The sequence below is a fragment of the Wolbachia endosymbiont of Listronotus oregonensis genome (assembly GCF_031205055.1).
In the GTDB taxonomy this organism is placed as follows: Bacteria; Pseudomonadota; Alphaproteobacteria; order Rickettsiales; family Anaplasmataceae; genus Wolbachia.
Genome location: NZ_CP102118.1, coordinates 1,224,668 through 1,237,258, shown reverse-complemented (window position 1 = coordinate 1,237,258; position 12,591 = coordinate 1,224,668). Strand labels below are relative to the sequence as shown.

The window sequence follows — 12,591 nt, the reverse complement described above, 5'->3', positions numbered from 1 at the left end:
TGTATTTTTGTTAAAAAAATGTGTATAGATCATAATGTTGACACTGAGTCTTTATTTGAGTTAGTTGATCAAGAAAATCAGCAAGATAAAGAAAAAATTAAAAAATTTATTAAGTATTTTTATAGTTTTGTTTATAAAAGCGACCTAAAAGCCAACGATAAGTTTTTGCTATATATTGTAAACGATGCTTACAATTTTGTTTCTCAAAAAGAGAAAGATGAAAGTAAGTTAGTAGTAAGCAATATAGATGATATACCAGGAATAGAAGGCGATTTTACCACGATTAAGATAACAAACGATGATATGCCATTTTTGGTTGATTCTGTTATTGCAACTATTAAATCGCACAATTTAACCATATGCTATTACAGCAACAGCATAATTAACATTAAAAGAAAAGATGGCCTAATAGATGAGATTTACTCCTTGGAAGAAAGCAATGGAGTCAAAGAATCAGTTATATATGTAATTATCAAAGGTATAAGTGACAGTTTTGTTGATACATTAAAAGAATCTCTACAAAAAACGCTGAAAGCAGTTAATTGCGTTGTGAAAGATTGGCACTTAATGCTCAAGAAACTTGATGAAGCAAAAAGTCTTCTTTTTGCCATCGAGCAGCCAGCGTCGAACGCTGGAGTGACACCAGGAAAAGATTTCTTAGATTGGCTAAAAAACAATAATTTTGTATTTCTAGGTTATCAAGAATATATTGCTGGTAAAGATGAAAAACTCGTCTGTGATAGCAAAAAGGACCTTGGCCTGATAAGAGTAGGTCAAAGTACGTTGATTCCTTCTGCAAACCTTGATTCCCTATACATATTGAGATCAGATCTAATCTCAATAGTCCATCGGCGTACATACATGAATTGTATAGGAGTAAAAGAATTTGATGACCAGGGTAATGTAGTAAAGGAACGGCGTTTTTTCGGGCTATTTACTTCTGTAGCGGAGGTCCAAGATATTCGAACTATTCCAATAATAAGAGATAAAGTTAAAGTTATAGAAAAAAATGCAGGGTTTGTAACCGGGGGCCACAATAACAAAGCTTTAATTTCTATTTTACAAGCATTCTCTTGTGATGAATTATTCCAATCAAATGAAGACGAATTATTTAAAATTTGCATTTCGATCATGTCTCTTGCGATTAGGCCAAGGGTCAGATTATTTTTAAGAAGAGTAAGGGATTTTATTAGTTGCATAGTGCTGATACCAATGCGTTATGCTAGCGCTAGGCTAATGTTCAAGATACGTGACATATTGAAGGATGAGACAAGTGCAGAAAGTTCAGATATTTATAACAATCACATTATCAATGAATATGATTTGATGAAATTGCATGTAGTGCTAAAGACCAAAAATGCTAGTGTTCCTGATGACGAAGTTTTGCGTATCGAAAACAAATTGAGGAACATTACGGAAAAGTGGGAAGATCGTTTTATAGACAATTTATATAATACTTTTAGTACTGTTGAGGATATATTCATCCGTTATTGCAAGGCATTTCCAATAAGCTATCAAGAGAGTTTCGAACCTCATGACGCATATTACGATATGAAAAAATTGGAGATAGTGAGGAAAAAAGGAGTTAGCGAGGTCGATTTAAGACTTACTTGTGATAATCTTAATTATCAATTAAAGGTTTATACTCCAAGCAATAGAGGCCTTGAATTATCGAAGATATTAAGGATCACTAAGAATTTGGGAGCTAAGATTCTATCTCATAATGGCTATTACATAGAAATTAACGGCGGAATATGGATACACCATTTTGTGTTGTCAAGAGTCGATGAATTAATAGACAACATTACTCTAAAAGAGCAATTTGAAATAACACTTGCGAAAGTGTTTAGAAAGGAAATTAAAAATGATTATTTCAATAGTTTGGTCATTATTGCTGGACTGGAGTGGAAAGAAGTGCTTCTGGTTAGAGCGCTCAGTGCTTACCTAAAGCAGACGTCATTTAACTACAATCCAGAATATATCCAAAAGGTAGTCTCAGAGTATCCAAAAATAGTAAAGTATTTGATACAACTATTTCATGCAAGATTTGATCCTAGCATAGACATTGATAGAGCAGAAACCACGGACATTTTCATAGAAAAAATTGAGGAACTTCTAAAAGAGATCAGCAATGTTTCACATGATTACGTTTTGCGCTCGATATTTAACTTGATAATGGCTATTTTAAGGACCAGTTATTATCAAGACGATAAACCATATTTATCTACAAAATTTGACTCAAATAAAATAAATGGTTTGCCTGATCCTCGTCCATATCGTGAATTGTATATTTATTCAAATCTTTTTGAGGGAATACATCTAAGAGGAGGGAAATTGGCCCGTGGTGGCTTAAGGTGGTCGGATAGGACGGAAGATTTTCGCACTGAAGTTTTGGGGCTCATGAAAGCTCAGATGACAAAAAATGCGGTTATTGTACCTGTTGGCGCAAAGGGTGGGTTTGTAATTAAGCAAGTTTATAAAGACAAAGATATTTTAAGAGAGAAAGGTGTTGAATGCTATAAGAGTTTTATCAGGGGAATGCTTGACATTACTGATAATGTAGTTAATGGCAAAATAATTCCACCAGAGAATGTGATTAGGTATGATGAGGATGATCCATACTTGGTAGTTGCAGCAGATAAAGGCACTGCTTCTTTTTCTGACTATGCAAACCAAATAGCCTCTGAATACAATTTTTGGCTTGGCGATGCATTTGCATCTGGTGGATCAGCAGGTTATGATCACAAAAAAATGGGTATTACAGCCAGAGGTGCATGGATTGCAGCGCAGAGGCATTTTTGGAAAATGAATAAGGATATTTACCAAGATGCAACTGTTATTGGAATTGGAGATATGGCTGGCGATCTATTTGGAAACGGTATGCTGCTTTCAAAAAATATACATTTAATCGGCGCATTTAACCATATGCATATTTTTATTGATCCAAATCCTAGTGCAGAAAAGAGTTTCACAGAGCGTAAACGTCTCTTTGAGTTACCATTTTCAACTTGGATGGATTATAACAAAGATTTGATTTCTAAGGGTGGAGGAGTATTTGAGCGTAGCAGCAAGCAAGTAAACATTTCTCAAGAAATAAAAAAATGCTTTGATATAACAGAAGATATGCTACCTCCAAGTGATTTGATTAGATATCTACTCAAAGCAGAAGTGGACTTCATATGGAATGGAGGAATTGGCACGTTTGTTAAGGCAAAGAGTGAAAATCATAGCATGGTCGGTGACAAAGCAAACGATGAGTTAAGAGTAAATGGTAAAGATATTAGAGCTTCTATGTTTATAGAAGGCGGAAATTTGGGATGCACACAGCTTGGAAGAATAGAATATGCTGAAAGAGGTGGATATATAAATGCAGATTTTGTTGATAATTCAGCCGGAGTGATATGTTCGGACCTTGAAGTTAACATCAAGATTGCATTTGTTTCAGCTATGAAAGCAGGGGGTGTTTCTTTAGAAAAAAGGAATGAAATACTGGCAAGTATGGTGGACGAAGTTGCATCCAAAGTGCTTGAGAACCACAACAGAATTGAAACAAAAGCATTACTTCTTGAGTGTTTGCAAGCTAAAGAGAGATTGGAGCAGCACCACAGGTTACTGCTCAGTTTAGAAAAATCTGGGCTGTTAAACCGAAGCGTAGAATTTCTTCCAACTGAAGAAGAGATAGCAAGGATGTTAACTGGTGCAGAAGGTTTCAGTTCTCCTCAGCTTTCTATTCTAATGTCTTATGCTAGAATGGCAATAAAAAATGACATTATACATTCCGATCTGCCTGAAAAAGATCTTATATCTAATGACTACTTGCTAGGTTATTTTCCTAAAAAGATGATAACAAAGTTTAAGGATTTCATATTAAAACACCAACTTCGTAGAGAAATTATCTCTACTTGCATTGCAAATGATGTAGTGAATAGAATGGGCTGTATATTCATCAATAATTTGGCTGAGAACACTGGAATTAAGGTACAAGAAGCGGTTAACATATATATTGTTGTTAACCACCTGTATGATTTAAACAGCCTGTGGCAGAAAATTGATGAATTGGATGGAAAAATTGATGTTAACTCATACTTACAAATAGTGAGGAACGTGCAGAAATTTATTGGCAGAGTATCGTTTTGGTTAGTGAAAAATCTTGGCAAGCTTAGCTTTGTAGAGTTGGATGATGTTACAAAATTTAAAGATGCAATTGAAACTTTAGGCCAGAACTTAACTGATGTTTTAGATGAACACCTATTAAAGGTCTGTAGCCATGGATCAACTTCTTTAGTAGAACTTAATATAAATAAAGATCTAGCAAAAAAAGTTGCTGATCTATACGTTCTTGCTTATGCACTGGACATTATATCTGTTGCTGAACAGACATCTTTGTCCATTCTTGATGCTGGTAAAATATACTTTGAGTTAAAGTCGCTGTTAAGATTCGATCTGATTAGAACAATTGCCATCAAGATGAAAAGCCGCTCTTCTTATTGGGATCGCAGCTTAGTTAATGATTTATTGGACGATTTAAGCAATTACCATCACAAGCTAGCTGTTAAAGTCATAAAAGCTACTGATAACCCCGAAGATAAGGTTCAAACCTGGGCTTGTAATGATAAGGACTACATAGAACGTTATAATAGTTTTTTAGATGAGATAGTTGCTTCTAAACTTGATTTAAGCAAATTAATATTTATAATCAGGAGGATTAAAGTACTTGCTTCATAGGAAAAATGTTTAATATAGGTCTTTCAGAAATTTTGGTCGTTGCTTTAGTGAGCATAATTGTTCTTGATAGAAATAAGGTGCCTGTATTTATTGATCTTATTAGGAATACATATAGGTATCTTATGATTATAAAATCAAAAGCTAGGAGGTTATTGAAAGACGCAGGAATTGAAGACTTATATAAAGAGTGTAATACTGAGAAAGTAAATTACATAGTTGGTAAAAATGGTAAGCTTTATCCTACTTACGATATAGATAATACATCTAAAGATAATGACAGCGAAGATTCTAGTAGTAGATGATGTACTATCTAATGTCAAGCTTTTAGAAGCTCGACTAAAAGCAGAGTACTATACGGTTATCGTAGCTCATGATGGTGAAGAAGCTATAGATTTAGTAGCAAAGCAGCAGCCTGATATTATATTACTTGATATCATGATGCCAAAGATGAATGGCTTTCAAGTTTGTAAGGAGCTAAAGAGTGATCCCTTGACAACCCATATTCCAATAATTATGGTAACTGCACTGCATGATACTCACAATAGAGTACAAGGCATTAATGCTGGTGCAGATGACTTTCTGACTAAACCAATAAACGAAACTGCTTTATCTGCGAGAATTAAGTCTCTCACACGCTTAAAGATGATTATCGACGAATTGCGTTTGAGAGGAGAAACCAACGCTGAGATTGGCGGAGTAGCAGGAAACAGTATTATGGATTATTCTAATCAGATTTTTGATGCTAACATACTTGTTGTAGATGAAGATGTCTTTCAAGCAGAGCAGATATATAATGTACTAAAGCACCGCTTTAGGTCAATTAAAATACTGAGTGATCCAGTGGAGGCATTAAAGGTTGGTATTAAGAATAATTACGACCTGATCATTTCTGATATGCAGTTTTCAAAAACTGACGGCCTGCGTTTGTGTTCTGAGTTTCGTAGTAAAGTAGAAACACGCTATACACCAATTCTGATTCTTTCTGAGGATTATGATAAAAACAATTTAGTAAAAGCACTTGATGTAGGTGCTAATGATTATTTAACAGTACCTTTGGATGAGGGTGAGTTAATAGCAAGGGTTAATTCGCAAGTAAAACGCAAAAGATATCAAGATGCCTTGAGAATGAATTTATTTAATAATGCGGAAATGTCTATAAAGGACCCATTAACTAACTGTTATAATAGAAGATATTTTGATGCACACTTAAGAAACATTGTTAAGGACTCTGTGGAAAAGGATAGAAGGTTGTCTCTTATGATACTTGATATAGACTATTTTAAGATGGTGAATGACAGTTTTGGGCATAGTGCTGGAGATGAACTTTTAAAGCAAGTACAGAAAAGAATTTCTGAAAATATCAGAGTGACAGATTTACTAGCTAGGTTTGGTGGTGAGGAGTTTGTTGTTGTAATGCCAGATACCAATGTATCAGATGCGTACACTATTGCGGAGAGAATACGAAAAATTATTGCTAAAGAACCTTTTATACTTGCGGACAAAAATACAACCCATAACATAACTGTTAGCATTGGAATTGCAGAAATGCAAGGATCTGACCTTGACGATATTAAAAAATTTATAGTACGTGCTGACAAATATTTATATAAGGCAAAAAACAGTGGTAGAAATAGAGTGGTTACTGGCTATAGCTAAAGTGGCTTAAGTTTACCGACAACCGTCATTCCGCTACTCGTTAGCGGAATCTATGCTAGATACCGCGAATGAATCGCGGTATGACGTGTTGCTTGGGTTAGCTATAGATTTCTGAAATGATTTCAAAAAAATGATAACTAAGGTTAAAGCGACAACATGAGGTTTCTCAGCTCTGGAAATTTCATGTTTAACTGCAAAAATAGATACTTATTTAAAAAATATCCTGTGACTTTCAGTCCTAACTGAAATTCTTGGAATGAGTAGCTGTTTTGTAGGTTATTATTGTATACATCATGCAACATTTGTGGAAAAGGTAGGAGTTTATCTGCATAATAATCTCCTGCTTTTTTTGACACTGCTCTACCAGTTTTTGGAGAAATAAATTGTAAGTTTTCCTTAACACCTGTTACAGCACATTTGGATAAGTCTAACTTGAATCCCAATTGCGTAAGAAGCAGAAGCTCTAAGTTAAGATAATGGCTTTGCCAAGACTGATTGTTGTGTTTAATTACATCGATGAAATATCGAAAATTGTCATACAGCATGGCACAGGGTTCACTTTCTGGAAGCACTTTTTCTAAAATAGAGGAGAAAGAGACAATAGTAATGCTTTTTAACCTATCTTGAAAGAAATGATGGAATGGAGATTCGATTAATTCGCACTTTAAAAAACCCAGATTTTCAGGTAACTTAGCACTCCATTCTGCATGTAATAGATTACTTATCTGAAACTTATAATTGCTATTGTTTGTTAGCTTAGTTAATCCCCTGCGCTTTCCATGATTTTTTGTAAACAGAGAAAGAATTAAGTTTTTATCGCCGTATTTTTTAGCAGCTATAATGATGCCTTCATCTTTCCATCTCATTTAGAGTATATTGACCGTATTGACCGTATGATATTATAGAAATAGTAAAATTAGTACAGCAAAAACTACGTCTTTGAGCTTAAATCAACTAAAATATATTGACTTTATGTGCAATATTAGCTTTAAACCAGTAAAACAAACTGCTTAACATATGCGTTTTTTCTATTCTAATTACATTCTTTTTTTATCTTTATGTTGTTTTCTGCTTTTTTCGTTACCTTCAACAAAAGCCCAAACGAATGATACGTCAGTTGTTCCTATACCACAAAGGAAAAAAGAAACAGTTGAGCACACTGTTGTAGCACAACCGAGGCAAATTATCGAAATGCAAGAAGAAGTCATTATTAACGAGGGTAAAGAATTCATTCCAGTTCCAAAAAGAAAAAAAAGTGTAGGGAAGAAACTAAGAAGGGATGTTAGAGAGGCAAAAAATGAAATAGGAAACGAAAAAAGCGTTGAGAATAAAAAGGATGAATTAGTTGTAACAGAAATTATTAACTCTATAAGAGACAAACTTACAAAATGCTGGAGCATTCCTGAAAGCATAGCTTACAAAGAAAATTTTAATATAAAAATTAACTTATTATTATCCAGTCAAGGCGAGATAATTATGGCCGATGTAGCAGACAGTGATTCCTATCGAAATAATCCACTTTTCAGGTCGATAGCAGATAATGCAATGCGTGCAGTATATAAATGTAGCCCATTGACTGGCTTGCCTACTCAGCACCACCACATTTGCGTGAAGTAACACTAGACTTTATTCTAAATGGGTAAAATCTTACAATAGACCTCTTATATTACCTTCTGTCATCCAAGTAGTCAGGCTACTTGGATGACAGAAGTAGACACTTCACATTATCATTCCAGCGCTCCTTTCTTGTCATGCCAGTGCGTGACACTGGCATCCAGAAAAAAATAGATCCCAGTGTCTGGGCACTGGGATGACGTAATACGGTTCTTGGATGACAAAGAAGGGCGGGAAAAACTCTGTAGTCAGCAGATTTTCAATCAGGAACAGCCAAAGATCTCTCTAAGATGTCAGTTTCTTTTGTATCTGCAACTTTACCGTCCTGATCGAATGAAATTTGCAGGGACTTACTGCTATACTTCCTTTTTCCTAAGAAGTTAGCTTGTTTAATTTTATATGAGACATAGTAACAAACATTGTCATCGAACTTTGATACTAATATTGGTGATCCTAAAGTGTGAACCACTTTTTCTTTATCGTCACCTGCTTTTATCTTGCTCCACAATTCAACACTAATGCCAGGAGCTCCGTGGTTGTGAATAGTGTGTGTGCAGCTCACTGTAAATAATAAAATAAAAGATATTAATACTCGCATTTCTGTTGATAAATTACTTGAAGCTATAATACACTAATAAATTACCTGCCGTCAAATTTCAAAAAGTTAAATTGACTGATTCTCAATATCACTTAATATAATATTTACTTTAGAAAATAATAGGTGTCTTATGTCATTGTTAGAAGCAGATCCAATATACAAACCTTTTAATTACCCTTGGGCGTATGATGCGTGGCTGCAGCAACAAAGAATCCATTGGATACCTGAGGAAGTTCCGCTTGCTGATGACGTGAAGGATTGGAAAACTAAACTTTCAAACGTAGAGAAAAATCTACTAACTCAGATTTTTAGATTCTTTACTCAAGCGGACATTGAAGTAAATAACTGCTATATGAGGCATTATTCAAATATATTTAAGCCAACAGAGATATGCATGATGCTTGCAAGTTTTTCCAATATGGAAACCATACACATTGCAGCTTATTCTTATCTTTTAGACACAATTGGCATGCCAGAAAGCGAGTATCAAGCATTTTTAAAGTATGATGCTATGAGAAAGAAATATGAATACATGCTGGAATTTGAGGAAAGCAAAAAACACGATAAAAAACATGTAGCTAAAACTCTAGCAGTGTTTGGTGCATTTACCGAGGGGTTGCAGTTATTCGCATCGTTTGCAATTTTGCTCAATTTCCAACGCTTTGGAAAAATGAAAGGCATGGGGCAGATAATCGCCTGGTCAGCCCGTGATGAAACTTTGCACACCAATTCAATTATTATGTTATTTAATACATTTATTAAAGAGAATAATGAAATTTGGGACAACGAGTTTAAAGAGGAATTATATTCTGCATGCCGCACTATTGTTGAGCTTGAGGACGAATTCATAAAGCTTGCCTTTGATTTAGGAGATGTTGAAGGACTATCCGCAGAAGAAGTGCGCAATTACATACGCTACGTAGCAAACAGACGGTTAATGCAATTAGGTCTTGAGTCCATATATGATGTCAATGATAATCCTATTCCATGGCTCGATGAAATACTAAATGGCGTTGAACATACGAATTTCTTTGAAAATAGAGTAACAGAGTATAGTCGTGCAGCAACTCAAGGCACATGGGAGGAGGCTTTTACTGAAAACGACACGAATAATAGGTGAGTGCTAATTTCACTCTTCTTTGTCATGCAAGTAGCTGACACTGGAATCAGTTTTTTGATCGAGAATGTTGTATAGTGCATAATCAATTTTCCTGGATCGAAGTAGTCAAGGCACTGGGATCTAATAGATAATATTCGTGCAGTACGCGCGGGAGTAACAAAAGCTGCTTGTCTTTCATAATGTTTCGTAGCAATAGGCAGTTTTGCTTTACTTAACAACCAACTTACCATATATATGTCCATAGGACATTGGTATATAAGAACGTGCTACAACTATTAATCTTACTCACGGTCATCACTTCAGTTGCATTCTTTGGTCATTTAGTTCCAATGGAAGCAAAAACCTTCTTGTACTCAACGAGCCTGAGTATAAAAGAGGTTTTGCTATTTATAATGCCTTTTATTATTTTTGCGTTAATCTTTAGCAGTGTTAACAATCTTAAGCAGTCAGCTATAAAGTTTATATTGTTACTTATTATAATGATCTTCTTATCGAATCTGGCTTCAAGTTTAATAGCTTATTCTGTTGGGCATTTTATCATACAAAACACTTATTCAATACAAGATATAACGTATGAAGAAACAATTGTTCCTTTATGGTCGTTTAGGCTGCCTGCATTGCTTTCTAATTTTTATGCCCTTGCCTGTGGATTTGTGTCCAGCATAGTAGTGTCCACACTGCTACCCAAGAAAAGCAAAGAGCTTTCGAACAAAATGTTAGATTTAACTCTCTTTATTTTGAAGACGTTTTTGACGCCGATTATTCCAATATTTGTACTTGGGCTTGCTTTAAAAATGCAGCATGATCAAGTTTTATCTATAATATTTAAGGATTACTCAATAATTTTCATTATTATAGCATCTGCAACCTACCTTTATGTTTTCCTCTTATATGGAGCAGCAAATTCATTCAAGATCACAAGCTGGATAGCTAGTATAGGCAATATGATACCGGCATTTATTACTGCGATGAGCACAATGTCTAGTAATGCAACTATGCCGCTTACTCTTGAAGGAAGCAAAAAAAATGTAAAGCAACCTGATATAGCATCGTCTGTTATACCAATAACTGCTAGCTTCCATTTAGTAGGTGATTGCTTTTTTGTTATAATATTATCAATGGTAATTACTTCTGGTTATTTATTGTCCACAACGGACTATGTAACTTTTCTTCTCTATTTTTTGTTATTTAAGTTTGCTATCGTTGCAGTGCCGGCAGGAGGAATTATGGTAATGCTACCTATTCTTGAGAAATACCTCAAATTTTCTCCAGAAATGCTTTCGTTAATCACAGCCTTGTATATAGTGTTTGATCCAATAATCACTTCAGCAAATGTTATGGGTAATGGTGCCTTTACTATGATGTTTACAAAACTCTATGATAAGCTTAAGTAATGTCTATTTTAGCGATTGATACTGTAGGTACTGGTAGTTCAATAGCAATAGTTGATTATGATGGTAATTGTTTTGTAGAGCGCAATTCCGCCAGCAACAATCATGTAGAATCATTTTTTCAAATTCTGAATACTTTGTTTGATAAGCACAATTATAATTATGATAAAATAGATCATTTAGCGGTAGTAGTTGGACCAGGAAGTTTCACTGGAATTAGAGTTGGTATATCAGCAGCACAAGGTATAAATCTTGCTACAAATAAGCCATTATACGGAGTTAATGCGCTGGAAGTTCAAGCTTACACAATATCTTTGCTTTGTACGAATAGCAAAAAAAATATCAGAGCTATAATCAAAAATGCTCAAGGGTTTTATACGCAGTTATTTGATTTCAATTTATTGCCGCTATCTGGTCCAACTGCAGCACGTGAACCTGGATCCAAGTGTCACGCTATAAGCAGTGACTGCATTACACATATGGATTGCAATTTAAATGCTAGCCATGCAGGACTATTGGTTCATTATAGACTGAAGAACAAGCAAAAATTAAATGAAGTTGAGGCTCTATATTTAAATGAGCCTCAGTATATGAAATCATTATAGACTATTCTTTCGCGTACATACAATGTGGCTAAGCCTGTGCATCTGGTTTACTATCTCTTGAGCTACTTCTTTTATACTCATATCTGAATTTTCTATCTCTATGGCACTCGGTGGTATAAATAAATTGTTAATCCTAAATTGCTCTATCATGCTATTTACATTAGTCACCTTCCTATTTTTTCTTTGCCTTTTTAATGCAATACGCTTTTGTAATGTCGGTAGATCACACCTAAGTACCACAGGAAGGATTTCTGTGTTCATTTTTTTACTAAGCCTTACTATTGAATCATACATCCTCATGTTCTGGTCATTATTTTCCATCAACTCATCAATAAATATGTAATTTTTTGAGTGAATCGGATAATTTTCTATTACCTGAAGCATAATTTGCATAATGTCATATATTCTATCTTGAACTTCTTTAGGTATTTGATCACGTTCAAAGACACCATTGTATATAGAGCAAACTTGAACATTGTTATAGAACTTACTATTTACAATTAATGCGTCTATCATATTGGACAATTCTATTGCTGTGGAAAGTTTACCACTTCCTGAAAGACCAGAGAGATATATGAAAAATCCTGCTGGCTGTTTTTTTGTGTTAATACTTACCATATTATTTTCAATCTTGAAACTTACATTTATAATAACATAAAAACAAAGCTTTAAAACATATGAAATATTACATAGAAAATTATTTTTATAGTTAAGATATTATGTAATTTAGAAACATAAATTCTGTATATAAACTCTATAATAACGATAACTATTTTTAAGCAAGCTACAACACAAAAGTGTTTGGTATTCAGAAAGCAAGACAGAGTGGCATAGACTTATTAGTTTACTACAAGCCTTTTTTCGTGTATAAATCTTCAGAAG

General features: G+C 34.4%; 9 protein-coding genes and 1 pseudogene. 7 read left to right on the top strand and 3 right to left on the bottom strand.

Going from position 1 to position 12,591, the window contains the following annotated elements:
• Positions 1 to 18 precede the first annotated feature (18 nt).
• From NMD99_RS06240 to NMD99_RS06230, 3 genes are read left to right on the top strand one after another with little or no spacing between them, the layout of a single operon-like run.
• Positions 19 to 4,725, top strand: coding sequence for an NAD-glutamate dehydrogenase (locus NMD99_RS06240; RefSeq protein ID WP_309165914.1), 4,707 nt, complete (start codon positions 19 to 21; stop codon positions 4,723 to 4,725).
• 5 nt (positions 4,726 to 4,730) lie between these two features.
• Positions 4,731 to 5,027 carry a Sec-independent protein translocase subunit TatB gene (tatB, locus tag NMD99_RS06235; RefSeq protein ID WP_253307184.1) on the top strand — a complete coding sequence of 99 codons (297 nt, stop codon included), beginning with the start codon at positions 4,731 to 4,733 and terminating at the stop codon, positions 5,025 to 5,027.
• A complete protein-coding gene (locus tag NMD99_RS06230) occupies positions 4,999 to 6,381 on the top strand; it encodes a PleD family two-component system response regulator (protein WP_264688012.1) in 1,383 nt (460 codons plus the stop codon). Before tatB ends, NMD99_RS06230 begins: the two co-directional genes overlap by 29 nt.
• 143 nt (positions 6,382 to 6,524) lie before the next feature.
• On the opposite strand, the gene recO is transcribed toward NMD99_RS06230, so the two are convergent.
• Entirely contained in the window at positions 6,525 to 7,247 is a 723-nt protein-coding gene (recO, locus tag NMD99_RS06225) for a DNA repair protein RecO (protein ID WP_253307186.1), read from the bottom strand.
• Positions 7,248 to 7,398: 151 nt separating this feature from the next.
• Between recO and NMD99_RS06220 the strand changes: the two are divergent.
• Positions 7,399 to 8,024 (top strand): annotated as a pseudogene (locus tag NMD99_RS06220) (hypothetical protein).
• A gap of 230 nt (positions 8,025 to 8,254) precedes the next feature.
• Here the strand turns inward: NMD99_RS06220 and NMD99_RS06215 are convergent.
• Positions 8,255 to 8,593, bottom strand: coding sequence for an outer membrane protein assembly factor BamE (locus NMD99_RS06215; protein WP_309165911.1), 339 nt, complete (start codon positions 8,591 to 8,593; stop codon positions 8,255 to 8,257).
• Positions 8,594 to 8,723: 130 nt separating this feature from the next.
• On the opposite strand from NMD99_RS06215, the gene NMD99_RS06210 reads away from it, so the two are divergent.
• From NMD99_RS06210 to tsaB, 3 genes are all read left to right on the top strand, one after another.
• Entirely contained in the window at positions 8,724 to 9,713 is a 990-nt protein-coding gene (locus NMD99_RS06210) for a ribonucleotide-diphosphate reductase subunit beta (RefSeq protein ID WP_253307200.1), read from the top strand.
• A 263-nt stretch (positions 9,714 to 9,976) separates the two neighbouring features.
• Positions 9,977 to 11,107 carry a cation:dicarboxylate symporter family transporter gene (locus tag NMD99_RS06205; RefSeq protein WP_253307199.1) on the top strand — a complete coding sequence of 377 codons (1,131 nt, stop codon included), beginning with the start codon at positions 9,977 to 9,979 and terminating at the stop codon, positions 11,105 to 11,107.
• Positions 11,107 to 11,709 (top strand): tRNA (adenosine(37)-N6)-threonylcarbamoyltransferase complex dimerization subunit type 1 TsaB, encoded by a 603-nt coding sequence (tsaB, locus tag NMD99_RS06200; RefSeq protein WP_309165909.1) that lies wholly within the window; start codon positions 11,107 to 11,109, stop codon positions 11,707 to 11,709. The genes NMD99_RS06205 and tsaB overlap by 1 nt, the downstream gene beginning before the upstream one ends.
• Here tsaB and NMD99_RS06195 read toward each other — a convergent pair.
• Positions 11,704 to 12,327, bottom strand: a complete 624-nt coding sequence (locus tag NMD99_RS06195; protein WP_253307197.1) for an AAA family ATPase — start codon at positions 12,325 to 12,327, stop codon at positions 11,704 to 11,706. The two genes, tsaB and NMD99_RS06195, sit on opposite strands and share 6 nt — an antisense overlap.
• Positions 12,328 to 12,591 lie beyond the last annotated feature (264 nt).

What these genes read in the sequence shown, in the direction of transcription:
- tsaB (WP_309165909.1), top strand. Translation starts at nt 11,107, where the DNA reads ATGTCTATTTTAGCGATTGATACTGTAGGTACTGGTAGTTCAATAGCA.
- NMD99_RS06215 (WP_309165911.1), bottom strand. Translation starts at nt 8,593, where the DNA reads ATGCGAGTATTAATATCTTTTATTTTATTATTTACAGTGAGCTGCACA.
- NMD99_RS06230 (WP_264688012.1), top strand. Translation starts at nt 4,999, where the DNA reads ATGACAGCGAAGATTCTAGTAGTAGATGATGTACTATCTAATGTCAAG.
- recO (WP_253307186.1), bottom strand. Translation starts at nt 7,247, where the DNA reads ATGAGATGGAAAGATGAAGGCATCATTATAGCTGCTAAAAAATACGGC.
- NMD99_RS06240 (WP_309165914.1), top strand. Translation starts at nt 19, where the DNA reads ATGTGTATAGATCATAATGTTGACACTGAGTCTTTATTTGAGTTAGTT.
- tatB (WP_253307184.1), top strand. Translation starts at nt 4,731, where the DNA reads ATGTTTAATATAGGTCTTTCAGAAATTTTGGTCGTTGCTTTAGTGAGC.
- NMD99_RS06210 (WP_253307200.1), top strand. Translation starts at nt 8,724, where the DNA reads ATGTCATTGTTAGAAGCAGATCCAATATACAAACCTTTTAATTACCCT.
- NMD99_RS06195 (WP_253307197.1), bottom strand. Translation starts at nt 12,327, where the DNA reads ATGGTAAGTATTAACACAAAAAAACAGCCAGCAGGATTTTTCATATAT.